This window comes from Pseudomonas mucoides (assembly GCF_015461845.1).
Lineage (GTDB): Bacteria > Pseudomonadota > Gammaproteobacteria > Pseudomonadales > Pseudomonadaceae > Aquipseudomonas > Aquipseudomonas mucoides.
Map to the genome: position 1 here is coordinate 1 of NZ_JACOPW010000007.1, position 26,485 is coordinate 26,485.

The 26,485-nt window shown below is 60.3% G+C and carries 21 protein-coding genes and 1 pseudogene; 7 read left to right on the top strand and 15 right to left on the bottom strand.

What is annotated here, in order from left to right; translation table 11 throughout:
• The first annotated feature begins 318 nt into the window (after window positions 1-318).
• Entirely contained in the window at window positions 319-1,293 is a 975-nt protein-coding gene (locus H8F22_RS24885; RefSeq protein WP_194940793.1) for a 2-hydroxyacid dehydrogenase, read from the top strand.
• A gap of 39 nt (window positions 1,294-1,332) precedes the next feature.
• On the opposite strand, the gene H8F22_RS24890 is transcribed toward H8F22_RS24885, so the two are convergent.
• Window positions 1,333-2,235 carry a DMT family transporter gene (locus H8F22_RS24890; RefSeq protein WP_194940794.1) on the bottom strand — a complete coding sequence of 301 codons (903 nt, stop codon included), beginning with the start codon at window positions 2,233-2,235 and terminating at the stop codon, window positions 1,333-1,335.
• Between the two features lie 138 nt (window positions 2,236-2,373).
• Between H8F22_RS24890 and H8F22_RS24895 the strand changes: the two genes are divergently transcribed.
• On the top strand, window positions 2,374-3,249 hold the full coding sequence (locus H8F22_RS24895) for an AraC family transcriptional regulator (RefSeq protein ID WP_027924594.1): 876 nt from the start codon (window positions 2,374-2,376) through the stop codon (window positions 3,247-3,249).
• A 151-nt stretch (window positions 3,250-3,400) separates the two neighbouring features.
• Here the strand turns inward: H8F22_RS24895 and H8F22_RS24900 are convergent, their stop codons facing one another.
• The 5 genes from H8F22_RS24900 to H8F22_RS24920 all read right to left on the bottom strand — a co-directional run bounded on the left by H8F22_RS24900 (window position 3,401) and on the right by H8F22_RS24920 (window position 9,422).
• Window positions 3,401-5,830: a TonB-dependent siderophore receptor gene (locus H8F22_RS24900; RefSeq protein ID WP_194940795.1), complete on the bottom strand. Its 2,430-nt coding sequence runs from the start codon at window positions 5,828-5,830 to the stop codon at window positions 3,401-3,403.
• Between the two features lie 153 nt (window positions 5,831-5,983).
• Window positions 5,984-6,973, bottom strand: a complete 990-nt coding sequence (locus H8F22_RS24905; protein WP_027924592.1) for a FecR family protein — start codon at window positions 6,971-6,973, stop codon at window positions 5,984-5,986.
• Entirely contained in the window at window positions 6,970-7,533 is a 564-nt protein-coding gene (locus H8F22_RS24910; RefSeq protein WP_027924591.1) for an RNA polymerase sigma factor, read from the bottom strand. Before H8F22_RS24910 ends, H8F22_RS24905 begins: the two co-directional genes overlap by 4 nt.
• Before the next feature lie 320 nt (window positions 7,534-7,853).
• The gene (locus tag H8F22_RS24915) at window positions 7,854-8,261 is read right to left on the bottom strand and encodes an HPF/RaiA family ribosome-associated protein (protein WP_027924590.1); all 408 of its coding nucleotides are present in this window, start codon (window positions 8,259-8,261) and stop codon (window positions 7,854-7,856) included.
• Window positions 8,262-8,474: 213 nt separating this feature from the next.
• A complete protein-coding gene (locus H8F22_RS24920) occupies window positions 8,475-9,422 on the bottom strand; it encodes a LysR substrate-binding domain-containing protein (RefSeq protein WP_027924589.1) in 948 nt (315 codons plus the stop codon).
• Window positions 9,423-9,557: 135 nt separating this feature from the next.
• Here H8F22_RS24920 and H8F22_RS24925 point away from each other — a divergent pair, with 135 nt between their 5' ends.
• Window positions 9,558-10,934 carry an L-serine ammonia-lyase gene (locus H8F22_RS24925; protein ID WP_194940796.1) on the top strand — a complete coding sequence of 459 codons (1,377 nt, stop codon included), beginning with the start codon at window positions 9,558-9,560 and terminating at the stop codon, window positions 10,932-10,934.
• Between the two features lie 264 nt (window positions 10,935-11,198).
• Window positions 11,199-11,516, top strand: coding sequence for a DUF3509 domain-containing protein (locus H8F22_RS24930; RefSeq protein WP_027924587.1), 318 nt, complete (start codon window positions 11,199-11,201; stop codon window positions 11,514-11,516).
• Here the strand turns inward: H8F22_RS24930 and H8F22_RS24935 are convergent.
• Window positions 11,513-12,013, bottom strand: coding sequence for a phosphate-starvation-inducible protein PsiE (locus H8F22_RS24935; protein ID WP_027924586.1), 501 nt, complete (start codon window positions 12,011-12,013; stop codon window positions 11,513-11,515). The genes H8F22_RS24930 and H8F22_RS24935 overlap by 4 nt on opposite strands.
• 347 nt (window positions 12,014-12,360) lie before the next feature.
• Between H8F22_RS24935 and H8F22_RS24940 the strand changes: the two are divergent.
• Window positions 12,361-12,600 (top strand): annotated as a pseudogene (locus H8F22_RS24940) (YebG family protein); the annotation flags it as partial.
• A 181-nt stretch (window positions 12,601-12,781) separates the two neighbouring features.
• Here H8F22_RS24940 and H8F22_RS24945 read toward each other — a convergent pair.
• Window positions 12,782-13,801, bottom strand: coding sequence for a Glu/Leu/Phe/Val dehydrogenase family protein (locus H8F22_RS24945; RefSeq protein ID WP_027924584.1), 1,020 nt, complete (start codon window positions 13,799-13,801; stop codon window positions 12,782-12,784).
• 183 nt (window positions 13,802-13,984) lie between these two features.
• Between H8F22_RS24945 and H8F22_RS24950 the strand changes: the two genes are divergently transcribed.
• Window positions 13,985-14,788: a SirB1 family protein gene (locus H8F22_RS24950; RefSeq protein ID WP_027924583.1), complete on the top strand. Its 804-nt coding sequence runs from the start codon at window positions 13,985-13,987 to the stop codon at window positions 14,786-14,788.
• Between the two features lie 95 nt (window positions 14,789-14,883).
• Here the strand turns inward: H8F22_RS24950 and maiA are convergent, their stop codons facing one another.
• Genes maiA through hmgA form a run of 3 tightly spaced genes read right to left on the bottom strand, consistent with a single transcriptional unit; the run spans window position 14,884 to window position 18,144 of the window.
• Window positions 14,884-15,519, bottom strand: coding sequence for a maleylacetoacetate isomerase (gene maiA, locus H8F22_RS24955; RefSeq protein ID WP_027924582.1), 636 nt, complete (start codon window positions 15,517-15,519; stop codon window positions 14,884-14,886).
• A gap of 12 nt (window positions 15,520-15,531) precedes the next feature.
• Window positions 15,532-16,836 carry a fumarylacetoacetase gene (gene fahA / locus H8F22_RS24960; protein WP_027924581.1) on the bottom strand — a complete coding sequence of 435 codons (1,305 nt, stop codon included), beginning with the start codon at window positions 16,834-16,836 and terminating at the stop codon, window positions 15,532-15,534.
• Window positions 16,837-16,839: 3 nt separating this feature from the next.
• A complete protein-coding gene (gene hmgA / locus H8F22_RS24965) occupies window positions 16,840-18,144 on the bottom strand; it encodes a homogentisate 1,2-dioxygenase (protein WP_194940797.1) in 1,305 nt (434 codons plus the stop codon).
• Window positions 18,145-18,308: 164 nt separating this feature from the next.
• Between hmgA and H8F22_RS24970 the strand changes: the two genes are divergently transcribed.
• Entirely contained in the window at window positions 18,309-19,112 is an 804-nt protein-coding gene (locus H8F22_RS24970; RefSeq protein WP_194940798.1) for an IclR family transcriptional regulator, read from the top strand.
• A 51-nt stretch (window positions 19,113-19,163) separates the two neighbouring features.
• Here the strand turns inward: H8F22_RS24970 and H8F22_RS24975 are convergent, their stop codons facing one another.
• The 4 genes from H8F22_RS24975 to H8F22_RS24990 form a co-directional block, all read right to left on the bottom strand.
• A complete protein-coding gene (locus H8F22_RS24975) occupies window positions 19,164-19,985 on the bottom strand; it encodes a hypothetical protein (protein ID WP_194940799.1) in 822 nt (273 codons plus the stop codon).
• Window positions 19,982-22,537: a LuxR C-terminal-related transcriptional regulator gene (locus H8F22_RS24980; protein ID WP_027924577.1), complete on the bottom strand. Its 2,556-nt coding sequence runs from the start codon at window positions 22,535-22,537 to the stop codon at window positions 19,982-19,984. Before H8F22_RS24980 ends, H8F22_RS24975 begins: the two co-directional genes overlap by 4 nt.
• 139 nt (window positions 22,538-22,676) lie before the next feature.
• Entirely contained in the window at window positions 22,677-24,044 is a 1,368-nt protein-coding gene (locus H8F22_RS24985; RefSeq protein WP_027924576.1) for a DUF1329 domain-containing protein, read from the bottom strand.
• A gap of 23 nt (window positions 24,045-24,067) precedes the next feature.
• Window positions 24,068-25,861, bottom strand: a complete 1,794-nt coding sequence (locus H8F22_RS24990; RefSeq protein WP_027924575.1) for a DUF1302 domain-containing protein — start codon at window positions 25,859-25,861, stop codon at window positions 24,068-24,070.
• Between the last annotated feature and the right edge of the window lie 624 nt (window positions 25,862-26,485).

Genomic DNA, 26,485 nt, shown 5'->3' on the forward strand with positions numbered 1-26,485 from the left:
TCGTTATAGCGCTTGGACATTGCTAAACACCTTCGCCCTCTTGCATGAGTGAGTCAATCAACAAGGGCGACAGGTAGCCTGACACGGAGGGCGTTTGAAAAAAGTGCCTCGCCGTAAGGGCGAAACCGCCAGCGGCCGTTACCGCAGGAATGGATATGTACACCAAGAAAGAGAATGGTCGTCTGTCAGGACGCCTTCGCGAGCAGGCTCACTCCCACAGTTTAAATAGGCGCATACCCGACGCCCGGGCACTCGCACAACAGCGGGGAAGAATGTTAGCGTGCTTGGCATTCTCCACGCCCGACGAGCCCTCCTCCCATGAAAAAGACCGTCCTCGCCTTCAGCCGCGTCACCCCCGAAATGGTCGAACATCTCAAGCAAGACTTCGACGTCATCGTGCCAAACCCGAAAAACGGCGACATCAACGCCCAATTCAACGAAGTCCTGCCCCACGCCCACGGCCTGATCGGTGTCGGTCGCAAACTCGGTCGCGCACAGCTGGAGAACGCCGCCAAGCTGGAAGTGGTGTCCAGCGTCTCGGTCGGCTACGACAACTACGACGTTGCCTACTTCAACGAACGCGGGATCATGCTCACCAACACCCCGGACGTGCTCACCGAAAGCACCGCCGACCTGGCGTTTTCCCTGCTGATGAGCAGCGCTCGTCGTGTTGCCGAACTGGACGCCTGGACCAAGGCCGGGCAATGGCAAGCCACCGTCGGCGCGCCATTGTTCGGCACTGATGTACACGGCAAAACCCTGGGTATCGTCGGCATGGGCAACATCGGCGCGGCCATTGCCCGTCGCGGTCGCCTGGGCTTCAACATGCCGATCATCTACAGCGGCAACAGCCGCAAGACCGAGCTGGAACAAGAACTCGGCGCGCAGTTCCGCACGCTGGATCAATTGTTGGCCGAAGCCGATTTCGTCTGCCTGGTGGTGCCGCTCAGCGAAAAAACCCGGCACCTGATCAGCCACCGTGAACTGGCGCTGATGAAGCCAAGCGCGATTCTGGTGAACATCTCGCGTGGCCCGGTCGTCGACGAGCCGGCCCTGATCGAAGCGCTGCAAAACAACCGCATTCGCGGCGCCGGTCTGGACGTCTACGAGAAAGAACCGCTGGCCGAGTCGCCGCTGTTCCAGCTGAAAAACGCAGTGACATTACCGCACATCGGTTCCGCCACCCACGAAACCCGTGAAGCCATGGCCAACCGTGCATTGGCCAACTTGCGTAGCGCCTTGCTGGGCGAGCGGCCGCAAGATCTGGTCAACCCGCAAGTCTGGAAAGGCTAATGACAACGGGCAGACGTTTTTAAGGGTCTGCCCGTTCGTTCAAGCCAATTTGCCATTCCCCTGCAACGCAGGTGGCTTGGGCTTACGGAATACCAACACGTTACCCAGCATCACCAGCACCAGGCCCACCAATGCCGGTGCAGTCCATTGGTAGCCTTCGGCAAATGCCGACACGTTCAACGCCACCACCGGGAACAACACGGTGCAATAGGCCGCGCGTTCTGGCCCCATGCGCCCAACCAAGGTCAGGTAAGCGGTAAAACCGATCACGGAACCGGGAATGACCAGGTACAACAACGAGCCGATGTAACGGGTGCTCCATTCGATGTCGAACGGAATGCCTTTGACCAGGCACCACACCGACAACATCGCCGCGCCATACGCCATGCCCCAGGCATTGGTGGTCAGCGGTTTCAAACCGGCCTTCTGCTGCAGGCTCGACAGCATGTTGCCGGCCGAGAAGCACAGGGTTCCGAGCAGCGCCAGGCCCAGGCCGAGCAAGGTTTCCGGGCTCGCGGTGTGGCCCGCCAGTTCAGGCCAGAACAGCAGGCCAAGTCCGAACAAACCCAACGCACCGCCCATCAGCACATTGCGGGCGATTTTCTGGCCGAAGAACACCCGCGCATTCAGGGCGTTCCACAACGTTGCGGTAGAAAACACCACGGCGACCAGGCCGCTGGGAATCCACTGGCTGGCTGTCAGGAAACACATGAAGTTGACGCAGAACAGGCACAGCCCCTGCGCCAGACAAATCAAGTGCCCGCGTCGGTTCATCACTTGCAGACGTCGACTCAGCAGCAACATCGCGAACAGCACCAGCGCCGCGAGGCCGAAGCGATAGACGATCGACACCGGAATCGCCACCACGCCCAATTGCCATTTCAAGGCAATCCAGGTGGTGCCCCAGATCAGCACGGTCAGCAAGTACAACGACAGGTTCATGGCAAACACTCCTCAGTAGAGGCTCAGTGTCCTGCGGGCGCTCGGATCGCACTTGCATAAACTTGCGCTTTTGTCCGCGCAGAGGCTGGCAGGCCAACGTCTACGGAGTAGGATGCTAGGCGTTGGAGAGAACCGATCATGCCCGCACTGGAAACGCTGCAAGTCTTTCAAGCCCTCAACCGCTCGCCCAATGCTCGCCTTGAGCACAGCGCCGAGCTCGGTGACGGCATGGCTGCAGCCTTGTGGAGCAACCATCACGACGCCCAGGACTACGAAGCGCCGAGCCATCACACGCTGTCGTGCTACATCGCCGGCGGCACCGGCACCTTCCGCCGCGACCAGCCCGGCACCAAGGGCGGCCCGGACAAGCTGTGCATTCTGCCGGCGGATCACCAGTCAGGCTGGGTGATCAATGGCGACATTCGCCTGGCCCACCTGTATTTCAGCCCCGAACAATTCGCCCTCGGCTGCGTCACGCTGCTGGACCGCGAACCGCGTGAACTGCAATTACGCGAAGGCACTTTCCTCGACGATCCAGCGCAAGCCCGACGCTTTCGACAGATGCTGACCCTCAACTGGGACGAACCCGGCGAACGTTTGCTGACCAGCAGCCTGGCTCATGAAATGCTCAGCCACGTATTGCTTGGCCAGGTCGGCATGCGTGAGGGGTTGCGGCTCAAGGGTGGACTGGCGGCGCATCAGCGGCGGCTGTTGGTTGAGTTCATCGATCATCAATTGGCCGAGGCCATCAGCCTTGGGCAGTTGGCTGCGCTGTGTGCGCTGTCGGAATATCACTTTGCGCGGATGTTTCGCGAGAGCTTTGGTTTGCCGCCGCATCAGTATGTGCTGGCTCGCCGATTGGGCCGGGCGCGGGAGTTGTTGCGCTCGACGTCGCAGCCGTTGGGGGAGATTGCGTTGGCGTGCGGGTTTGCCAGTGCGAGTCATTTCACCAATCGGTTTCGGCAGGCTTTGGGTGGGACGCCTGGGGAGTATCGGCAGGCGTTTTTGCGGTAGTACTTCAGATGATTGGCGCCTGTGAGGCCGCCATCGCGGGCAAGCCCGGCGCCCACATTTGACCGCATTCTCATGAAGGAACTCGATCCCTGTGGGAGCCGGCGGTGCGGCGATTCGACTTGCCCGCGATGAACGATGACGCAGTCTTCGATCAGAACTCCAACGTGCTCGACAACAACACCTGCCGCGAATCCCCCATCGACACAAAGAACCGGCTCGCCGCCGAGGTGTAGTACGTGCGGTCAAACAGGTTCTTCACGTTGAGCTGAAACTTGACCCGCTGCCCTTCAACCTTGGTGTCGTACGTGGCGAACGCATCCGCCACGGTGTAGCTCGGCAGGTCAAAATCGTTCACAGCGTTACCCGCTCGCTCACCGACATAACGCGCCCCGGCGCCGACCCGCAACTGATCGCCACCGACAATGGTGCCAAAGTCATAGACCGCCGACAGCGAACCGCTGTTCTTGGCGACGTTTTGCAGCTGCTTGCCTTTGTAGTCGGGGTCTTCGGTGACTTCGGCATCGGTGTAGGCGTAACTGCCGATCATGCTCCAGCGATCCGTCAGCTGTCCCGTCACGTCCACTTCCAGGCCACGGGAACGCACTTCGCCAGCAGCGCTGTAGATCGTCACCGGGCCTTCGGAGTTGGCCACCAGCACGTTGCGTTTCTTGATGTCGAACAGCGCGATGTCACCGGTGATGCGCCCCGGCAGGTCGAACTTGGCGCCGATTTCCCAGGCCTTGGCTTCTTCCGGCGCAATGCTGCCATCGAGCACGGTGCTGCTGCCGCTCAAAGGCGCGATGGTGGAGTTGGGTTTGAACGATTCGGTGTAGCTGCCGTAGAACGACAATTCATCGGTGTAGCGATAGACCAACCCCGCGCGCGGTACCCACTTCTGGCCGTTGCTGTCGGTGTTGGCCTTGAACGGCACGCCTTTGCCGGCGTATTGGTCGTATTCCTGGAAGCGCCCGCCCGCGACGAAAATCCATTGATCGGTGAGGTGAATCGAGTCCTGCAGGAAGATCGAGTCGCTGCGCAATTCATCGGTTTGCGCGCTGTCCGCCGGGCTGACGGTGGTGCCGGCGACTTCGCGACCGTAGACCGGATTGACGTAACTGAAGGTGCTCAGGCTTTTCTGGCGGATCAGGTCTTCGCGGTAGATCTTGCGGTACTCGTCATCGACGCCGAACACCAGGTCGTGTTTCATCCCGGCGAACTCGACATTGCCTTCGAGGCTGGCGGTGGTGAAGCGGTCGGTGCTGATCGCATTCTGCGTGCCGTCCATGCTGCGGGTCAGCGTGCCTTTTTTGGTGTCGATGGCGGTAACGCGCACCTGGCTGGCGTCGTAGGTTTCACGGTTCCAGCTGTAGCCGAAGTGGGCGGTCCAGTTGTCGTTGAGTTCGTGATCGGCCTCGAAGTGGTACAGGTCCGAACGGCCTTCCATGTTGTTGAACGGCTCGTCGAGGCGCTCGTTGCGCGAGATGTCCAGCGGGTGGTTGGTGCGCGGATCGATGATCGTGCCACGGTCAAACGGGGTCAGGAACTCGCGGTGTTCGTAGGAGAACAGCAGCTTGGTGCTTTCGCCAAACCAGGCCAGCGACGGCGCCACCAGCGACTCGCGGTGGGTGCCGAAATTGCGCCAGTAATCTTCATCTTCGTGGTCCAGCACCATGCGGTAGGCGAGGCCCGAGGTGCCGAGCGCGCCGGTGCTGTCGAGGCTGCCACCGCTGCCGTTTTTGCCATCGCCATAGGTCGAACCGCGCAGGGTCAGGGCGTTGTATTGCTCAAGTTCCGGCTTCTTGCTGACCAGGTTGACCACCCCGCCCGGGTCTTGAATGCCGTACAGCAGCGAGGCCGGCCCCTTGAGCACTTCGACGCGATCGACGCTTTCATTCATGCCGCGGCCCTGCACGATCGGCATGCCGTCGCGCATGATCGAACCGTTACGGTTGTCACCGAAACCGCGGGTCATCACTGAGTCCTGAGTGCTCGCCAGCGTGTTGCCCTGAGTGATGCCGCTGACGTTGGCCAGCGCGTCATCCAGATTGCGCGGCAGCTGATCGCGAATGACCTGGGCCGGGACGACGTTGACGGTCTGCGGAATTTCCTGGAGCAAGGCCGATGAGCGCATCACCGAACTGGTGGGCGGCGGTTGATAGCTCATGGATTGATCGGCGACCGAGGTGATGGTGGTCGCGCCAAGGTTCAAGGTGCCGGCCGTGGGTACGGGTTCCAGCATCAGGGTTTTGGCATCGGTGCGGCGGAAGGTGAAGCCCGAGCCGCTGAGCAAACGCTGCATCGCTTGCTCGGCACTCAACTGGCCGTTGATCGCCGGGGCGGTGAGGCCATACGGCGCTTCATCGGTGTAGACCACGCTGATGCCGGTGACCCGGCTGAAGTCGCTCAGGGCCTGGGGCAGCGGTTTGGCGGCGATGGCGAAACTGAACTGGGCACGCTGTTGCGTGTTGTTGGCTTCAGCCGCCGAGGCAATGCTCGATGGCAGCAAGGCCAGCGCCAACATACTCAGTGCCGAAACACCCAACCACTGTTTGACCGAACCCGATTTTGCCCTGGACTTCATTGCTCATGACCTGTGTAGAACCGCTACGGATGCGAATGACTCGCAGTTTCAGTCACTACACGGATGGGGGTTGGGTTTACCTCATCAAAATGTTGAAAATATTTTTGTTTGAGGGATGTGGTGGTGAGTCTGCACGCCATGGGGCCAGAGGCTTTAGCGCAAAATAATCAGATGCCCCAACACGTTGTGCTGCTCAAACCCCAACACCCCCTGCAACGAACTCAACACCGCTTGCGGATCCTTGCTCGGAAAGCTGCCACTGATTCGCCGTGCCGCCAGCTCATCGTTGAGCAATACAATCCTCCCCGGGTAATAGCGACCGAGGTCCTGCACCACCTCCGCCAACGTCGCCTTGTAATAATTGAGCCAGCCCTGACGCCAGGCCAACTGCGCCTCGCTGTCGACCGCATGCAGTTTTTCCGCCGCGCCCTCGCCATAGGCCACTTGCTGGCCGGCGGTCAGAATTTGCGGCTCGGCGTACTTCTTCGCTGTCACGCCGACCCGTCCTGACAACACCGTGACCTGAGCACCCTGCGGTTGCAGGCGCACTTCAAACTGCGTGCCCAGCACTTTCGCCTGGCCTTGTTCAGCGTCGACCACAAACGGATCACCCGTATGCGTCACGCTGAAAAACCCGGCGCCGCGTCGCAACTGGACGTGCCGCTCACCGCGACTGAAATCCACGGCAATGGCACTGTCGGCATCCAGCGTGACGCGCGATTGATCCGCCAGGGTCACGGTGCGAATTTCCCCCGGCGCCGAGACATAGTCCGCCCCCAGGTCGTCAATCCAACGCGCTGGCTGCCAACCCGCGCCGAGGCCCATCATCAACAACAGGCACGCCGCCATCGCCAACGCCCCCGACCAACGCCGAATGCTGTGGCGGCGCGATTGATTCATGGCATTGAGATAACCCTGCAAGGCGAAAGCGTCTTCATCGGCCAGGGTTCGCGCCGGCGATTCGCTCAATTCCCACAGCACTTGAGCCTGTGCATAAGCCTCGGCGTGTGCGGGATCAGCCTTCAGCCAGTGACTGAACGTGAGTTGATCGCCACTGCTGGGCTGGTCATGCAGCAAGCACAGCCACGCGAAGGCGGCCTGTTCCTGAGCGGGCGTCGGGATGACGCGTTCAAGCTGATTCACGGTGCTTTCCCTGGCGTGCGCGTGGGCGGTTCCCGCAGGCTGGCCTTGCAGGCATCGAGGGCGCGCATCATATGTTTTTCCACGGCACTTTGGGACAAGCCCATGGCCTTGGCGATTTCGGCGTACTTGCGACCGTGGATGCGGTTGAGCAGGAAGATTTGCCGCGTGCGTTCCGGCAAGGCGCGCAGCGCCGCTTCGACGTGACGCAAATCGTTGCCGGCTTCCAGGGCGGCTTGCGGCTCACTGCCATGGCTGTCTGGCGCGTCCGGCATCCAGCCTTCATTGACCCGCACTCGCGTGCCTTCGCTGCGTAAATGGTCGATGGCGATGTTGCCGGCGCAACGTAGCAGGTAGGTGCTGAGTTCCTCGACCTGCACCAGCGGCCGACGCCAGAAACGCAGGAACAAGTCCTGCACCAGGTCCGCCGCCGTCGCCCGACACCCCACGCGCCGGTTCACCAAAGCTTCCATCTGCGAACGCTGGGAAAGAAACACGTGCAGGAAATGCGCGCGTGCCCCGCGGTGTTCATCGTCGTGAGATTCAGGTGGGAGGGTGATCATCGGGTCAGCCTTGCGCACATTCGGCGACGGCCAATCGAGAGCGAACCGGGAGCGTGGTGGTGTCTGTCATGGTGCGACCTTGAAACCGGTAAGGCCGCGTGAAAGTCATCGGGCCAGCGAGGGCGCAATATTAATGATAAATATTCTCATACGCAAAGAGATCTGATTGCCGGATACGGATCGCGCACATCCTGTAGCAGCCTTCGGCAGCTGCTACACAAAACGTGTACCGCCGGAAGCCCGCGAAACCCAGAAACAAGAACGGGCCTGCATCAGCAGGCCCGTTTTCAGGGGGGGAAAGATAAAAAGCGAATCAGCTGTCAGCCGTTTTGCGCGGCTTGCTCGTTCTCGAGAAATTCTTCCTCAAGCAGCTCATCGGCTGCTGCTCGTTCGAACGGCACCACAGCGGCACGTGGTTTGCCTCGCAGTTTGCCGAACAGGTGTTCCAGCGCATGTTCGAGTTTTTCGGCCGCGCCGTCGATCGCCAGTTCCAGGTTATCGGCTTTATGAGTGACAGAAATCGGTTGGTGGCCTTTTGGCCGCGCTTCCAGCTGGCAGCGCATGTCGTGCGGTCCGGGCTTGTCGCCGTTTTCGTCTGACAGGTGGACCTCGACGCGGGTCAGGTCCTCTGCATAACGTTCGAGCGTGCTCTCAATGGTAGTACGTACCCACTCCTCCAGTCGGATGCTGCTTTGAATATGGTTATCGCTGTTGACTTGGATTTGCATAGTTCATCCCTTATTTCAGCTAGCTCGCGAGAGGCCCTTCGGCTAGCCCTTGGGCGTCATCACCGTGACCTCTTACTTACACAATCGGTCTGCGCGCAGAACAATTCAACCCCTAAAAAAAGATAAATATGGATTCGCAAAAAAACCCGGACAACGAGCAAAAGCGCTGTTAAGGTCGGGAGTTGGGTCGACACGCTTCTTTGTCATAATTGCTCACATCTGCTGCTCTGCCAGCGGGTGCAAACTTCGAAAGATCCCCGCCTCCTCCACCAGCCAGTCATGCACCGCGCGCACGCCTGGATGGCTCAAGGCCCCCGGCGCATACAGCAGCATGTAGCGCTTGTGATTGGGCACCGCCAGCCCGAACGGCACGATTAATGTCCCCCGCTCCAGCTCATCGTTGAGCAATGTGCGTCGCGCAATCGCCACGCCCATCCCGGCAATGGCGGCTTCGATGGTCAGGTGATTGCGATTGAAGGTGTGCCCGCGCCGCACGTCGGCGCCCTCGAAGCCAATGGCATTCAAGTAGAACTCCCACTCGGCGTATTCATAACTGCCACGCCAGGCGGTGATGTCGTGCAACAACGGGAAATGCATCAGGTCCGCCGGGCCATGCAGCGGCGGTCGGCCGCGCAGCAGGCTTGGGGCACAGACCGGGAAAATCTGCTCGTCGAGCAAGGCTGTGGATAACAGGCCAGGGTAGCTGCCATCGTTCAGGTCAATGGCCAGATCGAAATCACCTTCGTGCAGCGGCACGCTGCTGTCCTCGGCCACCAGACGCAACTGGATGTCCGGAAAGCGCTGTTGCAGACGTGGCAGACGGGGCGTCAGCCATTTGCTCAGGAACGACGGAATCGAGCGTAGCCGTAGCGTTCCGCTGATCATTCCGGCGTCCAGTCGGCGCAATTCCGCATCAATGCTGCCATACGCCTCGTTGACGGTAATGGCCAGGCGCTGGCCTTCAGCGCTCAGTTCCACCCCTCGCGCACGACGGTGAAACAGGCGGAACCCTAAACGTTCTTCCAGTTGGCGGATTTGCTGACTGACCGCACCCGGCGTGATGTGCAGTTCTTCGGCGCAACGGGTGAACGACAAGTGCCGCGCGGCACAGGAAAACACGTGCAGCCAGACATAGGTCTGGGCATGCAATTGACGGCTCATCGTTTAGTCCCACTAAAGGCTGTCTTAGGAAGTTTCGTTGGTCACGGCGGACCGAGGTTGGCAGTATCGCCTAGATTGCGCTCGTCCTACAAAAATGGCAGCGATTTCTCTTCCATTGCTTGTATAGGGTTTAGCATGGCTATCAGTGTTTTCGATCTCTTCAAAGTCGGCATCGGTCCGTCCAGCTCCCACACCGTCGGCCCGATGCGCGCCGCCGCAACCTTCGCCCAGGCGCTGGTTGACCAGCATGTGCTGGACGCCGTACGTCGGGTAGAAATCCGCCTTTACGGCTCCCTGTCAGCCACCGGCGTCGGCCACGCGACCGACCGCGCCTGCGTCATGGGCCTGATGGGCGAATGGCCGGACAGCATCGATCCCACGTCCATCGACAGCCGTATCCAGACCTTGCGCGAAACCGGTGAATTGCCCCTCGCTGGCACATCCACAATTGCCTTCAACTGGCAGCACGATCTCCTGCTGCTGGACGAGAGCCTGCCCTACCACCCCAACGCGATGTCGCTGACAGCGTTCGGCGAATCCGGCGAACTCTACGAACAAACGTACTACTCGGTGGGTGGCGGTTTCATCATCGAAGCGGCCCAAGCCGAGTCGGGCATCGCGCCTGCCAGCGATGTAGTGCTGCCGTACGATTTCTCCAGCGCCGCCGAATTGCTCCGGCTCTGCAACCAGCACGGTTTGCGCGTTTGCGAATTGATGATGGCCAACGAATTGGCGTGGCGCAGCGAATCCGAGATCCGCCAGGGTTTGCTGCACATCTGGTCGGTGATGCGCGAGTGCGTTGAGCAGGGTTTGCGTCACGAAGGCCTCCTGCCGGGTGGCCTGAACGTGCCCCGTCGTGCGGCGAAACTGCACCGCAGCCTGCTGGAAATCGGCAAGCCGAATGTCATCACCTCCACCCTGTCGGCCATGGAGTGGGTCAACCTGTTTGCCCTCGCCGTGAACGAAGAAAACGCCGCGGGCGGGCGCATGGTCACGGCACCGACCAACGGTGCGGCGGGGATCATTCCGGCGGTGCTGCATTACTACATGAAGTTCAACCCGGACGCGTCGGACGACGACGTGGTTGCGTTCTTTCTGGGCGCGGCGGCAGTCGGCATTCTGTGCAAGAAAAACGCCTCGATCTCCGGCGCTGAAGTCGGCTGTCAGGGCGAAGTCGGTTCGGCCTGCGCGATGGCGGCCGCCGGTCTGGCCGACGTGCTCGGTGCCACCCCGGAGCAACTGGAAAACGCCGCCGAAATCGGCCTGGAACACAACCTCGGCCTGACCTGCGACCCGGTCGGCGGCCTGGTACAAGTGCCGTGCATCGAGCGCAACGCGATTGCCGCGGTGAAAGCGATCAACGCCACGCAAATGGCCCTGCGCGGCGACGGCAAGCACTTCATTTCCCTGGACCGGGTCATCCGCACCATGCGCGATACCGGCGCGGACATGCATGACAAATACAAAGAGACGTCACGCGGCGGTTTGGCGGTGAGCTGGGTGGAGTGCTGATTGCACTGTCTGCGGTCATCTGCGCATTCATGCCCTGAAACGGGCAGGCAAAAAGAAGGCGGGCCGCTTGATGGTCAGGGCACCCGCCTGTTTTCTGCCGTGATCATTGTCCGACAATTTTTCCGGCATGCCCCTTGCTAAGTCACCTCTGAGGCAAAAGGACTTTTGAAACCTCAGCGAGCGATCGGCCGATGGTCTGGTGGTGCGAACCAACCTGGATATGACCGGTCAACAACTGCACGTTCAATCAGGCGGTGACGCATCATGGACAACCCCTTTCAGGTCATTACCGATGCCTTTGCACCGGATTACCAGATCAACCTGAGCATTCAGGGTCTGGACGGCAGCATCATGCTGACCCTCTCCAACAGCGGCCGCGTGGTGGCCAAACGGATGATCAGTGCCGAACAACGCAATGACCCCAAGCGCCTGAAGCGCCTGGTGCAAAGCATTCAGTTCGGCATCGCCATCGAGCAGGGCCACAGTGCCATGACCATCCTCGAAGCCATGACCGACGGCGACAGTCGCTCCCTGCCACCACCGCCAGTCAAAGGCCGGCCGCGACCTTCGATCCGGCTTTAAAGCTCGCCCTTCTCCACTTCGGGATGTTCACTGGAACCCGCACCGACCTTGCGTTGCGGGTGTTCAATCTTCACCGAAGGGAATTGCGACGAGGCGTAGCGCACCACCAGAATCGAAAACGCCAGCAGCAGAATCCCGCCGCACAGGTAGATGATCCCCACGTCCGGCGGATTGTGGTGCGAGACGTTGGAGATCAGCAGTCGCGTCAGTGCGGTGATCGCCACGTAGATCAGGAATCGTACTGGCATGTGGTTGGTCTTGAAGTAAATCCCGACCATCGCCCCCAGCTCGAGGTAGATGAACAGCAGCAAGATGTCGTCGATCTTGATGTGCCCAGCTTCGATCATCTGCAAGAATTCCATCACCGCTGCGTAAGCGGTCACAGCACCGATGGCGAACAGCGCCAGGTAGTGGAACGTCTCGACGAACAGATTGCCCAGGGACTCGGCCAGTTGGTGCACGTTCTGCCGCAGGTTCTCGGCCCAGTTTATTTTCACGATGATGCTTCCTTAGCTCGGTTCGAGCGGATGATGCTGGATTGACGTGACGGTTGTTCTGCATGCAGAAAAAAGGCCAGTCACTCTCGGTGAGATGGTGATGAGTTGTTGCTGGACACTTTTGTGGTGTATCCACTGACGCCATCGCGAGCAAGCTCGGCTCCCACAGGGGATCTGTGACGTTCACAAAACCACTGTGGGGGCGACATAGTTCACCTGACAAACGCCAATTTCGGTCTACATTAAAAAGCCACTACCCAAAGCGCAGGGATTCGCTTATCCTTTTCGCTGTATATAAATACAGTGGTCGAAACAGACAACTAATGTGAAGGCATGTGAGGTGGTGAATGGCCGTCGAAGTGGTATACCGCAGCAGCCGAGATCTGGAGCGCTTGTTCATGGATAAAGCCGAAGCTGACCGTCATGACAAAATGCTCGAACTGGCTGAATTGCTGGCTGAAGTGTTGCAAAAAGCCGTTCCGTCCCTGACTGAGCAGCAAGTGGAAGAAGCCGGGATCTACATGGCGAAGAATCGCGATGTGTTCGCCAAGGCATTCAAGAGCCAGCCGGATGCGTTGTCCGAACTGCTGAATGCGCCGGTTGAAGTGGTGGCACAGGCTGAACCTGCCGAGTCGGTTGAAGCCGCTGAGCCGACACCGGCCAAGCCCGCCAAAGCGACCAAGACGCCGAAATAAGCAACACCCGAATTGAATAGGCCCTGAGTCGAAGGACTCAGGGCCTTTTTCATGTCCCGGACAAAAGAGTCGCTCAGCGGTACAACACTTTCTCTGCCAATTCGTCCGCCACCCGCGCCGGCGAACGTTTTTCCGCTTGGGCATGGGCGAAGACTTCGGTCAGCCGTGAGGCGATTTTTGACAGGTGTGCAGTGATGGTTGTCAGCTCTTCGCCGCGGTGTTTGAGCGAAACGTAGATCAGCCCACCGGAATTGATCACGTAGTCCGGCGCATACAGGATGCCCCGCCGTTCAAGTTGATCGGCGACTTCCAGGTGCGTCAGTTGATTGTTCGCAGAGCCAGCCACCGCCGAGCAGCGCAGTTGTGTCACGGTGTGGCTGTTGAGCACGCCGCCCAGGCCGCACGGCGCAAGGATGTCGCACGGTGTGCTGAGCAGTGCGTCGTTGGCAATCGGGTGAGCGCCCAACTGCTCCATCGCCAATTGCACCTTGCCGTGATCGATATCGCTGACCAGCAGTTCCGCGCCAGCCGCGTGCAGTTGTTCGGCGAGCGCATAACCGACGTTGCCCAAACCCTGGATCGCCACCCGCAGGCCTTCCAGGTTATCGCTGCCCAGACGGGCCATCGCGGTCGCTCGAATACCGGTGAACACGCCCATGGCCGCATGCGGCGCAGGATCGCCGGCCGACGTCGTGCTCGTGACGTGTTGGGTCTGTTGGGCGATGCAATCCATGTCCGCCACCGAGGTGCCGCTGTCGATGGCGGTGATGTAGCGACCGTCGAGCTGATCGATACAGCGTCCGAACGCCTCGAACAGCGCGGCGCGATTTTCCACATGGATCGGGCGAACAATCACCGCCACGCCGCCGCCCTGAGCGAGCCCGGCCAGTGCCGCCTTGTAACTCATGCCTTGCGCCAGGCGTATGGCATCCTCGACCGCGGATTCGTCGCTGGGATAGGCAAGGTAACGACAACCGCCCAGGGCAGGCCCGAGCCGGCTGTTATGAATGGCAATGACCGCCTTCAACCCGGTGACCGGGTCGACGCTCAGATGCAGCGATTCAAGGCGAGTGCTTTGCATGAGAGCGAACATCGCGGGGCTCCCGAATCACTTCTTGTAGTCGCCAGTATAGGCTTGCGCCCAAAAATTGCAGAAGCGCACCGGAATAAGCGGAGCCACATTGCAGGCTTTCGGACATAACCTGAAACCGGATGTGTGCAGCACTGGACGAATGCCGGAGACGGGGCTAAAACGAGGCATCTGCCGGAGATTTTGATGACGCCCCGCCAACGCTTCTTCGATTGCCTGCAACGTTCACCGCCCGCGCTGTTCGAAGCGGCGCTGTGGATGGCGGTCGAGCACGACTCAAGGCTGAATCCCGAGGCCGTGCTGGCCGACTTCAGCGACCTGACACAGCAAGTCAGCCATGGCTTGCCGATGTTACCGGTCAGCGAGCTGGCCCAGCCGTTGTTGCGGCGGATGAATGACCTGGGGTTCGCGCAGGACGACTTCACGCCGCTACGCCCGCAAGTGGCCCTGCTCAATAAAGTGCTGGAACTGCGGCGCGGCCAGCCGCTGTCCCTGGGCCTGATTGCGCTGGAATTGGCCAAACGCCTGGAGATCCCGCTGGTGGGGGTCAACTTCCCCGGGCACTTCCTGCTGCGGGTGCCGGGCGCCGACCACCTGCTGGACCCTTGTGGCGGACGTCGTTTGTACCCCAACGACTGCCGGGAGCTGCTGCAACGTCAGTACGGTCCGAACATGAAACTCGGCGCCGACCATTTACTGACGGCAGACCCGGTGCAGATGCTGCAACGCCTGTCGCGAAACCTGCGTCAACTGCACCTCTCCCACGATGACTACATAGGCGCCTTGGTCGACGCCGAACGAGTGCTGGAACTGGGCGATGCCAGCGCCGCCGATTACCTGGCCCGGGCCAGCCTCTATCAGCGCCTGGACTGCCCGAATGCCGAGCGTTTCGATCTGGAGCATGCGCTGTTGCTCAGTGACGACCCGATCCAGCGGATTCGCCTGACCGAACGCCTGGGGCACCTGCCGCCCAACTCAATCGTCCACTGAGAACCCCTGCAGGCTCATTCCTACAGTTTGATTTCGGTATGGCCTGCATTTATGCCTGCCACAAGCCCGCTCCCACATATTGATCGAGTGAGGCTTTATGGGGTGTCCGGCTGGTTGGCCGGGTGGGCCTTGATGAACGCTGGATGCGTGGCTGCCAACGCCGCGACCCGGCGAATCCGTGGATACGCTTCGAGGGCGATGTTGAATCGCTCGGCCGCGTACAGCTGAGGGATCAGATAGACATCCGCCAATCCCGGCTCATCGCCAAAGCAATACCCTTGATCCCCGATCAACTGCTCCACCGTCGCCAGCCCCTGGCTGATCCAGTGCCCGATCCACTCCACCACGTGCGGTTCGTCATGACCTAACTGGCGCAGCTTGTTGAGCACGCTGACGTTGTGCAACGGATGCACATCGCAACCGATCACCGCCGCCACACCGCGCTCGTGTGCACGGGCGGCTAGGTCCTTGGACAGCAGCGGCACCTGTGGATAACGTTCTTCGAGGTACTCGATGATCGCCGGTGACTGAATCAACAGGTCGCCTTCATCCGTGCGCAAGGCCGGCACCCGGCCTTGCGGGTTGATGCTCAGGTAGGCCGGCTGACGATGTTCTCCACCTGGCGATGCAATCAGGTTGATCGGCAGGGCCTGGTAATCCAGGCCCTTGAGCGCCAGCGCAATACGCACCCGATAGGACGAAGTCGAACGGTAGTAGGTATAGAGTTCCATCACCCGATCCTCTTAACGCGCCGGCAGTACTTTGCCGCGGCATTCGCCGAAACCGATGGACGCGAAACCCTCACGGCGGCAACGGCCACGCAGGATGATCTCGTCGCCGTCTTCAAGGAATTTACGCACTTCGCCCGATGCCAGCTCGATCGGCTTTTTACCGCCCTCGGTGATTTCCAGCAGGCTGCCGAACTGACCGTTTTCCGGACCGGACAAGGTGCCCGAACCGAACAGGTCGCCGGCCTGCAACTGGCAGCCGTTGACGCTGTGGTGTGCAACCATTTGCGCCACAGTCCAGTACATGTGTTGGGTGTTGCTGAGCGTCAGGCGATGGGCCGGCAGGTTTTGCTCGCGCAGGCCTTCGGTGAGCAGCAGCACTTCCAGCTCGATGTCGAAACCGCCAGCAGCCTGGTCGCGCTTGTCGAACAGGTACGGCAGCGGCTGCGGATCACCTTCAGGGCGCGCAGGCTGGGCGCGACGGAACGGCTCCAGCGCTTCGGCAGTGACGACCCACGGCGAGATGCTGGTGATGAAGCTTTTTGACAGGAACGGGCCAAGCGGCTGATATTCCCAGGCTTGAATGTCACGCGCCGACCAGTCATTGAGCAGGCAAAAACCGGCGATGTGATCGGCAGCGTCACCGATGGCAATCGAGTCACCCATCTCATTGCCCTGACCGATCCAGATACCCAGTTCCAGTTCATAATCCAGACGTGCGCACGGGCCAAACGTTGGTTCGGTCTGACCGGCCGGCAGGGTCTGCCCTTTCGGACGACGAACGTCAGTGCCCGACGGGCGAATGGTCGAGGCGCGACCGTGGTAGCCGATCGGCACGTACTTGTAGTTCGGCAGCAGCGGATTGTCAGGGCGGAACAGTTTGCCGACGTTTTGCGCGTGCTCGATGCCTACATAAAAGTCGGTGTAATCGTTGATTTTCGCCGGCAGGTGCATCGTGCAATCAGCCGCCAATGGCAGCAGTTTTGCGCCTTGGGCTTCGATCTTGCCGTGCAGCGTGCTGCCGTCCCTGAACAGTTCGATCAAGCGTTCACGCAGGGCAACACGTGCTTCGCGACCGAGTTCGAAAAAAGCATTCAACTGACCGCCACGGGTCGCTTCGACCGCGGCTTTGGCTGCGCCGTCGAACAGGCCGGCATCCAGTGCCGCCTCCAGATCAAAGATATGGTCGCCAATCGCCACGCCGCTACGCGGGGCCGAACCGTTCACGCTGAACACGCCCAATGGCAGGTTTTGCAGCGGAAAATCGGTATGGCCGTTGGCAGAGGCAACCCAGCTACGAGTGATGGAAGTCTGAGTCATGGGTTATCTCCGGGTCGGGTCGAAAGTGGCGGGCAGCGTGGCCCAGCAGGCATCGTAATTAGTTTGCAGTTGCGGACAGTCGAGGGCAAAACGGCTCGGGCGCAGGACCTGGCTGGTCTCGAACATGAACGCCATGGTGTTGTCGATTTTCGCTGGCGCCAGCTCCGCGTTGATGGCCTTGGTGCAGGTTTCGCCGTCCGGGCCGTGAGCGCTCATGCAACTGTGCAAGGACGCGCCACCGGGCACGAAGCCTTCGGCCTTGGCATCGTAAGCGCCCTGGATCAGGCCCATGAATTCGTTCATCAGGTTGCGGTGGAACCACGGTGGACGGAAGGTTTTCTCGGCGACCATCCAGCGCGGCGGGAAGATCACGAAGTCGAGGTTGGCCAGACCATGCACGCTGGTTGGCGAAGTCAGGACCGTGAAAATCGACGGGTCCGGGTGATCAAAACTAACCGTGCCGATGGTATTGAAACGGCGCAGGTCATATTTGTACGGCACGTTATTGCCATGCCAGGCGACCACATTCAGCGGTGAATGATCAAGCTCACACCCCCACAACTGACCGAGGAATTTCTGCACCAGGGTGGTCGGTTGCTTGAGGTGTTCGTAGTGCGCAACCGGCGTCAGGAAGTCCCGCGGGTTAGCCAGGCCATTGCTACCGATCGGCCCCAGGTCCGGCAGACGCAATGGCGCGCCATGGTTCTCGGCGATGTAACCGCGCGCTTGTGGGTCGAGCAGTTCGACGCGGAATTTCAACCCGCGCGGCAGCACGGCGATCTCCAGCGGCTCCAGCTCCAGCACGCCAAGTTCAGTGGCAATGCGCAAACGGCCAAGCTCAGGCACCAACAGCATTTCACCGTCGGCGTTGAAGAACACGCGCTCCATGGAGCGGTTGGCGCGATAGCTATGGATGCTGATTCCGGCCGGTTTTTCCGCGCCCGAGTTGGCCGCCATGCTCACCAGCCCATCGATGAAATCGGTCGGCTCGGTCGGGATGTCCAGCGGGTTCCAGCGCAGGCGGTTGGGGGTCACTTCACCCAATGGGCCGCCGGCCAGTTGCCGCTCCAGTTTGACGAACGCCGGATGATTGGCCGATGGTTGTATGCGGTACATCCAGGTCCGCCGCGCTTCGCTGCGAGCCATGGTAAACGCAGTGCCGGAGAACAATTCGGTGTAGAGGCCATACGGGGCTTTTTGCGGGGAATTCTGGCCGACGGGCAGTGCGCCGGGCAACGCTTCACTGCTGAATTCATTGCCGAAGCCGGACTGATAAGCCAGCGCTGGCGCGGTTGAATCAGGGTTCATGGAGCCTCCTGAACGGGGACTAGGCGATGGCCTGTCACTCTGTTGCAGAGGTTCGGCACGCCAGGGTTATTTTTATCGTAATCTGATTACGCATAACGTAATTTGATTGGTATTGACCGTCAAGCTATAAAGACGCCCATTCGTCCCGGGATCAGACCGCCTCCATGGAAACGCCGCGCAACAACGACAAACAGAAAGTCCGCTCGGCCGAGGTCGGCACTGACATCCTCAAGGCCTTGGCCGAGCTGTCGCCCTCGACCTCCCTGTCGCGCCTGGCCGAACACGTGCAGATGCCGGCCAGCAAGGTTCATCGTTATTTGCAGGCGCTGATCGCCAGCGGCTTTGCCGAGCAGAACCCGGCCACCAACCATTACGGTCTCGGCCGTGAAGCCTTGCGTGTCGGGCTCGCTGCACTCAACAGTATGGACGTGCTGAAAGTCGGCGCCCTGCCCCTGGCCGAGCTGCGCGATGAGCTGAATGAAACCTGTTTTCTGGCGGTGTGGGGCAATCAGGGCGCGACCGTGGTCCACATCGAACCGGCGGTGCGTGCGGTAACCGTGGTGACGCAATTGGGTTCGGTGCTGCCATTACTCAGTTCGTCCACTGGCCTGGTGTTTGGCGCTTATCTACCGAAACGGGAAACCGTGGACTTGCGCAATCAGGAACTGCACAACGCCACGGACCATATCTTGGCGGACGATCAAGCCTATACGGCCTTGTGCGAACAGATCCGCGAGCGCGGCCTGCATCATGTGCATGGGTTGTTGATGCCAGGGGTGGATGCCTTGTCGGCACCGATATTCAACGCCGTGGGGAATGTCGCGGCGGTCTTGACCATTGTCGGCCCGACCTCGTTGTTTCACGCCGACGAAAACGGCCCGGCGGCGCAGCGATTGCTGGCGGCGACGCGGGCCGTGAGCTGGCGGATGGGGTATGAGGCATCACCGATGTCTCAAGACCGGAGCTGATCAGCTCCGATCAATCATCCTCGGGATAACGCCTGGATGTGGGTCCGACCGTCAACCGATCACGTGGGTCGTACTCTCGGGGGTCCAGTGCGGCACAGCCACCGCCGTGACATAACTGATTCCAACCGGCACGCCCGTGACGGCGGAGAGCACGTCGCTCAGATCCCTGATTGTGGACAGCAGGCCAAGTGCTGAGGCCGCCGATCCTACCGAGGCGACTTTACCCAGGTACATGACGATTGCCCCACGCCACGCGGTAGCAAAATGCGCATTGGCGCCTGCAGAGTCGCCATGGCTGGATGCAATGATGCCTTGCACGATCGAATGACTGATCTTCAACACGCTGACAACGAAACCCACCGGCGGGACAAAGATTGAAATCACATCCAATGCCACTTCGAGAAGAATCTTTGTCTCCTGCCAGAACGCTTCGGCTGGCGAAGTGGTCAGCACATCCAGATCATCAAGCGAGCGATCAATCAGGCTTTCGTATTCGGCCTTGAAGTTGTAGACCGGATAAGTACCGCCTAACCCGGGCACTGGCTGCGAACCTCGCGGATCACCGGACTTGCTGATGTAAGCGCCGACCCTGTCCCTCCCACGCAAACCGGCCAGACTCAGAAGATGCTCACCCAAAATGCGATCGTTCTCGATAGCCTTGGATAAATCACCGACCCAGATAAAGGCTTTGCCGGGCGAATTCGGGACATAGGCGAACTTCACATGCCCCTCACCAAAAACATACCCTCCCGTGATGCGCGCACCTTCAAGCCAGAATTCGTAAACCCCTTCGCCAGAAGATAGTTTTATAGCAGAACCGGCTCTTTGCACGCCGTGAGCTTCGTGCCCAATAGCAAACAGTCTTTCGCTCAATCCAACAAACCGACACTCTTGGCTTTCGCAACCGCTTGCGTCCGGCGCTCCACACCCAACTTCCCGTGAATTCTCCGTGCATGTGTTTTCACCGTGTGCAAGGAGATAAACAACTGCTCGGCTATTTGTTGATTTGAATTGCCCAGCGCAATCAGCTTGAGCACTTCCACTTCACGCAGACTGAGTGGATTGATTTCACTCACCGGCAGATTTTTTTCCGAACGGTCCCAAGCCTCCTCCAGTACCGGCAAAAGATCAGGCTGACGCAATTGCAACTCACTGAGCGCCTGGTGAAGGCTATGGTGCCTGGAGAGATTCAATCCTTTGCGCAACCCATCCCGGGCGCCGACCATGTCACCGTTCTGCCACGCGACTTCAGCCGCGGCGAACAGCAATTCAACCTCCAGCGCCCGCATCCCTGCGCGTTGCGACTGCTCAAGTGCCTGGGCGAAATGGTTCAGCGGGTCTTTGGCCTGATGCAGAGCGACCTTTGCCAACACCAACAGATAATCGATACGCGCAATCAACATCAGGGTCGCGGGAGGCGCCTGCCTCGCATGCGGACCACGATAGTGGCGCAGTACACGACTGAGCGCCTCATGAGCCAGTTCCGGGCGCCCCTGCTGAAGCCAGAATTGACTGCTGATCTGCAACAGCACACCGCGGTAAACGGTGTCAGGAATCTGCCGTTGCTGCATCAAGCGCTCGGCATCGCGCAGCTGGACAAAGGCTTGGGCGTAGTCGCGCTGATTGGCCGCCACCTGCGCCAAACCGAGGAAACCGTAAAGCACCCGTTTGTCGTGGTTGCGCAAACAGATGAGCAGCCCCGCTTCGAAATACGCGGCAGCCTGCGCATCCAGGCCCTGGCACAAACTCAAGCGCCCACGGTGCAAGGCAATTCGCCCGAGCAGGGGCTCGGCGATCCGCGGCTGTTGAGTGAGCAAGCCCTGAACGTTGGCGAGCAACTGGTCGGCTCGTTGAGGGGCTCCACGTTGCTCCAGCAATTGCGCATGATCGAGCTCCAGCAGCCCTTCGAAAACCAGCGAGCCTTGCGCCCGCGCCAGGCACAACGCATCGCGGTTTATCGCCTGCGCCACTTCGAGCTCCCCCCTGAGCAGGGCCTGTTGCGTCAGACCCGAAAGGCACATCAAGCGCACGGTCCACAGGTCAGGACAGAGCTCGCTCAGCGCCTCAAGAAAATGCGCGCGCGAGCCCTCCATACGCCCTTGCAAATGCAGCAACCAGCCCTGCTGCGCCTGCCACCGTGCGATCAGTTGTCGCTGCTGGACCGCCGAGGGTTGTGGGGTAAAGCGCGACAACTGTTCGATGCAATCGGCGGCTTGCTCGAATCGTCCGGCAAACAACAATGCCGCAGTGATCAAACCGACCAATTGCGCTGAGCCGAACATAAGCTCTGCGCCTTGATGCTCATACAAACGCAACAACAGCACGACCGTCTGCTCCTCGAACAAATGCTCGAAACTGAAGTGCTGCAACAGACTCACCGCGACCTCAAACTCTTCAGCCAGCAGGGCCTGCTCGAACGCCGCTTTCCAATCCAGTTCAGCGGCGAACCACTGACAGGCGCGGCGATGCCAGGAACGTCCGGCCGGCCATTGTTCATCTCGCATCAATTGCATGAGTGGAGGGAAGATCTGCAGCCAGTCGGCCGAGTCCTGCCAGGGCTCGATAAAGCCCCCCAGATCCTGCAACGTCTTCAGGCATTGCGCGCCCTCCCCTGCGCCAAACAGGTGATCGCACAAACGTGCATTGAAGCGAGGCAAATGCGCGAGCACCCGCCAGGCCTCTGTCAACTCAGGGGTCAGGCTGGTAAACAGTTCGTGTTCGAGGTAATCGAGCAATGTGTCAGGTCGGCTGTGATGCGGGTCGTTACGCGACCAGTCGCATTTTTGCAGCAGCGCAACGCGTACTCCAGCACACCAACCTCCGCTGAGCTGGATAATCTTGCTGGCGGCGGTGCTTGCATCGGCCGGTGTCAGGTGGCGCAACAGCGAGGCAACCTCGGTTTGGTTGAAGGCCAGCGTGGCGCGCTCGCATTCGTACAATTCGTCATCGAGCAGCAACCGCGGCCAGTTGCATTGCGGGCGACGGCGGGCGCCCAGCCACCAGGTCAGCGCCGGGCTGCTGACGGCCAGCATGCGATCCAGCAGCTGATCGAGTTCCGGGTTCGGAACGCGGCAATAGTCATCGAGAAACAGCCAGGTCGGCACTTGCAATCGAGCCATCGCGCCCAGCATCGCCGGCTCTTCTGACGAAGCCAGCCCCAGCGCTTCTGCCACGCTCTGACGAAAATCCGCCGCGCTCATCACCCTGCCCGACAACGGCAACCAGCACACCCGGCACTGCGGCGGCGCCTGCAACAGGCAGTCGGCAAGCAGCGCCGACTTGCCACTGCCAGCGGGTGCGCAGATCAATTTCACCCGCGCGGTAGACGCCAGCAACGGCTCGCTCAAGCGCTCACGCGACAGGTGATGAGAAGACAGACGGGGCAGGAATCCGGAACGGTCCAGACACGGAGTCATGGCGGTCATTGCAGCGTGCCTTTTTATAATTGTGAGGCCACCCTAGACCTGTCTAACCCGCTTGTTGAGAAGTATTCAGGGCGTTGATCGACAGCCATAAAAAAGGCGACCCATCGGTCGCCTTTTGCACGGTGAATGGATAAAGCCCTTACCGAACCCCCTCCGCACGCAGCGCCGATGGCGTGTAATCGGCGATCTTGGCTTCGAAGCCAAACTCGAAACTGTGCTTCTCTTCGTTCTTCATCCCCAGCGCGATGTATCGGCCGGCGATGATGTCGTAGAGCGCTTCCAGCGTGTACGCCTGAGTCTGGTGATCGTAGTAATACTGAGCATGCCCTTCAGCCACTCGCCACAGTTGCCCGCGACCGTCGTAGTGATCCGCCAGCGCCACTTGCCAACTGTCTTCATCGATGTACATGTGGCGCTTGGCGTAAATGTGGCGCTCGCTCGGCTTGACCGTGCCGACCACTTCCCAGACACGGTGCAGTTCATAGCGGGTCAGGTCCTGATTGATGTGCCCGGCCTTGACGATGTCGTCGTATTTGAGGTTTGGCGAGTCGAGTTTGTAGCTGTTGTACGGAATGTACATTTCCTTCTTGCCGATCAGTTTCCAGTCGTAGCGATCCGGCGCACCGGAGAACATGTCGAAGTTGTCGGAGGTGCGCAGACCGTCAGCGGCGGTGCCCGGGCCGTCATAGGCCACTTGCGGGGCGCGACGTACACGACGCTGGCCGGCGTTGTAGATCCACGCCAGACGCGGTTCCTTCACCTGATCGAGGGTTTCGTGCACCAGCAGCACGTTACCCGCCAGACGCGCTGGCGCGGTGACCGACTGTTTGAAGAAGGTCAGCACGTTGGCGGACTTGTCCGCATCCAGGTCCTTCATCAGTTGCGGGACGGCGATTTCTTCCTCGAAGCGGATCGGCGTGTAGCTGCCGTTCGTTTGCGGGGTCACCTGGGTGATGATGCGTTTGAGGTTACCGCCGTGGTATCGGGTGATGTGGTTCCACATCACTTCGACGCCGTTCTTGGGAATCGGGAACGCGTAGTAGCGGTTGCCGGTGAAACCGGCCAGGCCGTTACCATCGTTGATGGTGGTCACGTTCAGCGCACTGCGCTTGGCCGACTCGTAGATTTCCGGCGGCACGGCCACGGTGCGATGGGTCGGGTAGACCGGGATCTTGTAGGTTTCCGGGTAGCGCTTGAACATCGCCACCTGGCCTTCCGACAGTTTGTCCTTGTACTTGTCGACGGTCGCCGGGGTGATCACGAACAGCGGTTTTTCGCTGGCGAACGGGTCAGCGAGAAAGCCTTTGCTGTCCACCGCGCCAGCGTTTTTTGGAAGGCCACCGGTCCAGGCCGGGATCGAGCCGTCGGCGTTACCGGCCTTCTCGGCCCCCAGCGGCGTGAGGCTGGTGCCGAGTTTGTTGGCTTCTTCCGGCGACACTGCCGCCATCACGTTGGCGGCCAGCAAACTCAGGGCCAGGGCGCTGCATTGCAGAATCATCTTGCGCATTGAAATCATCCTTCTCAGCCAGATCAGAAGTTCACGCCGAAGCTCAGCGCCACGAAGTCGCGGTCTTCGAGGACGTTGTAGTCACCGCCGAAGAAGTCGGTGTAACTGAGGCTCGCGGTATAGGTGTTGCGATAGTCGGCATCGACACCGACACTGACCGCCTTGACGCCTTCGTTGAACAGCCCGTTGGGGCCGTAACCGGCAACGTCATGGGACCAGGACAGGTTGGGCTTGAGGTTGACCCCGGCGAACACGTCGGCGTAATCGAGGATTGCCCGGGCGCGGTAGCCCCACGAGGTCGAGGTGACAAAGCCTTCGGTGTCGCCACCGAAACCGTACTGGCCGTACACCGAGTCGCGGCCGTAACGCAGCTGACTGCGCCCCTCCAGACCACCGACGTGAACCACGGCCGCTTCGCCCACCACGGTCAGTCGTTGCGCACCCAGTACCTGATCGAAGAACTGCGTCAGGGTGCTCTGGATTTGCGTGACTTCCTTGCGGCGGTAGCCTTTGTTGTCAGCGCCAGGCGTGGTGGCAATCGGTGATGCAGCACCACCGGCAATCGGGTTGAGCAAGGCCAGGGTCAGGTCGTTGGTGTTGACCTGTACCGGGGCGTTCGGGCGATAGCTGATCTCACCGCTCCACGCCGTGCCGGTCGGCAAGGTGGTGGAGAAGCTCGCGCCATACAGACGAATGTCTTCCGGGTAATCGAGGTAGTACTGGCCGCGACCGAGCATCACGCTCTGCGCCAGCCCCGAACCGCTACCGGGTGCCAGACGGTTGGCGATACCGACCATGCCCGGCAAGCTGGCCAGTGTCGACGCGCCGGCCGTGACGGTGCCCACCGTCGGTGTGCGGCTGTGGTAGTTCATGAAGTACAGGCCGTACTCGGTGTCATCACCGAGCCAGCGCAATGCGGTGCCCCACTGCCCGGAGTCCCGCGCATCGCGGTCGCCACCACGGGGAACGACCACGCCTTCGCGGGTCACTTGAATCGGTTGGCCAAACGCGGCTGCCAGCGGCGCCAAAGGAGCAATCGCCGGGCTGCCGACGGTGTAGTTGTTGTTGCAACCGTCCGCCGCCACGTCGACAGCGAAGAACGTGCCGCAGTTGTCGAGAACGGTCTGGTCCCACTCCAGTTGGTAGAACCCGTCGACCGAGAGCTGATCCGTCAGGCCTTGGGAAACGTACAGCATGTTCACGGGGATCAGGCCTTCCTTGATCTCGGCACCGGGGCGACGGAACGCAGAAACGTCGATCGGGTTGATGCTGTTGATCGAGTTGCCGATGAAGGTACTTTCACCCCAGCTCACTACTTGCTTGCCGGCGCGCACGCTGCCCGGAAGCTCAGCGATGGAGTAGTTGTGATAAACGAAGGCGTCGAGGATTTGCGCGCCGGAAGACTTGGCGCCTTCCTTGCGGCCGTGGTCGCTGATTTGTTTGAACGGACGATCTTCATCCTGCAATTCGAAGTCGTACCAATACTTGCCCCGCACGAACACACCGGTGTCGCCGTACTTCAGTTCGAGGTCGTGGATGCCCTTGACGATTTTGGAAAAGGTTTCGCCCTTCCCGAAGTTCTGCCGTCCGTCATCCCCGGTCGACGACTGCCCGGTCCCGCCGTTGACGGTGCCCACCAACGATTTCTCGGCATCGCGCATGCCCCAACTCGCGCCGACGGACAGTGAGGAGTCAAACGTGCCCTCGATCTCGCCGATATTGAATGAAACAGCCTGCGCCTGGGCACAGCAACCCAAGGCCACCGCAGCGGCCAGCGCTTGCGGTTTGAAGATGGCGCGCATTGTTGTTTTTGTCATGCGTCTTCCCCGGTGAGTGACAGAAGGCCCCACCCTACTGCCGCAACCGGGGAGCGATAAGCGCACCAAGGAGGTATTCGCGGTGTACCTCTAAAGGATGAATGGCCAGACGGGCCGCGGCTTTGCGCCGGGCATCGATGGGCTGGATGGAGGGTTATCAGCCAGACGCATGGGCCTGGCGACCACCGACCTGTAGCAGCTGCGGAGCAACGCGAGGCAGCTGCTACCTGGGTGTGGCCAACCGGGACTGTTACTCAGGCTGCAACACTGCATGTCGCGAATCGCTATTTTTCCTTTGGGCTCAACGGCTTATTCTTGCCGGGCTTTCACGGTGAACCGCCGGACAGCACGAAGCCATGGCGTGTGATCAACCCACGCCATCGGCGACAGAATCCAGATGAATCGACGCTTTTTCGATTGATCGCCCCGTGTACACAGACGTTGATTTGTAGCTCCTGATCCAACGTCTTACTTGGCCGCTGCGTTTGCAGCGGCCTTTTTTATGGGCGACATTCCAAGATTAGTAGACTGACAAACGAGCAGAGTTGCAGACAGTTCTCTATATACCTTTTCGCTAATCGAGTGCGCGGCTATCGGTGGCAGTTCAACTCTATTTATCGCCCC

Excerpts from the sequence above, each read along its gene's own strand:
- maiA (WP_027924582.1), bottom strand. The coding sequence starts at position 15,519 with ATGGAACTCTATACCTACTACCGTTCGACTTCGTCCTATCGGGTGCGT.
- H8F22_RS24890 (WP_194940794.1), bottom strand. The coding sequence starts at position 2,235 with ATGAACCTGTCGTTGTACTTGCTGACCGTGCTGATCTGGGGCACCACC.
- H8F22_RS24930 (WP_027924587.1), top strand. The coding sequence starts at position 11,199 with ATGGACAACCCCTTTCAGGTCATTACCGATGCCTTTGCACCGGATTAC.
- H8F22_RS24980 (WP_027924577.1), bottom strand. The coding sequence starts at position 22,537 with ATGACCGCCATGACTCCGTGTCTGGACCGTTCCGGATTCCTGCCCCGT.
- H8F22_RS24895 (WP_027924594.1), top strand. The coding sequence starts at position 2,374 with ATGCCCGCACTGGAAACGCTGCAAGTCTTTCAAGCCCTCAACCGCTCG.
- H8F22_RS24915 (WP_027924590.1), bottom strand. The coding sequence starts at position 8,261 with ATGCAAATCCAAGTCAACAGCGATAACCATATTCAAAGCAGCATCCGA.
- H8F22_RS24885 (WP_194940793.1), top strand. The coding sequence starts at position 319 with ATGAAAAAGACCGTCCTCGCCTTCAGCCGCGTCACCCCCGAAATGGTC.
- H8F22_RS24990 (WP_027924575.1), bottom strand. The coding sequence starts at position 25,861 with ATGACAAAAACAACAATGCGCGCCATCTTCAAACCGCAAGCGCTGGCC.
- H8F22_RS24920 (WP_027924589.1), bottom strand. The coding sequence starts at position 9,422 with ATGAGCCGTCAATTGCATGCCCAGACCTATGTCTGGCTGCACGTGTTT.
- H8F22_RS24925 (WP_194940796.1), top strand. The coding sequence starts at position 9,558 with ATGGCTATCAGTGTTTTCGATCTCTTCAAAGTCGGCATCGGTCCGTCC.
- H8F22_RS24950 (WP_027924583.1), top strand. The coding sequence starts at position 13,985 with ATGACGCCCCGCCAACGCTTCTTCGATTGCCTGCAACGTTCACCGCCC.
- fahA (WP_027924581.1), bottom strand. The coding sequence starts at position 16,836 with ATGACTCAGACTTCCATCACTCGTAGCTGGGTTGCCTCTGCCAACGGC.
- H8F22_RS24910 (WP_027924591.1), bottom strand. The coding sequence starts at position 7,533 with ATGATCACCCTCCCACCTGAATCTCACGACGATGAACACCGCGGGGCA.
- H8F22_RS24985 (WP_027924576.1), bottom strand. The coding sequence starts at position 24,044 with ATGCGCAAGATGATTCTGCAATGCAGCGCCCTGGCCCTGAGTTTGCTG.
- H8F22_RS24900 (WP_194940795.1), bottom strand. The coding sequence starts at position 5,830 with ATGAAGTCCAGGGCAAAATCGGGTTCGGTCAAACAGTGGTTGGGTGTT.
- H8F22_RS24945 (WP_027924584.1), bottom strand. The coding sequence starts at position 13,801 with ATGTTCGCTCTCATGCAAAGCACTCGCCTTGAATCGCTGCATCTGAGC.
- hmgA (WP_194940797.1), bottom strand. The coding sequence starts at position 18,144 with ATGAACCCTGATTCAACCGCGCCAGCGCTGGCTTATCAGTCCGGCTTC.
- H8F22_RS24970 (WP_194940798.1), top strand. The coding sequence starts at position 18,309 with ATGGAAACGCCGCGCAACAACGACAAACAGAAAGTCCGCTCGGCCGAG.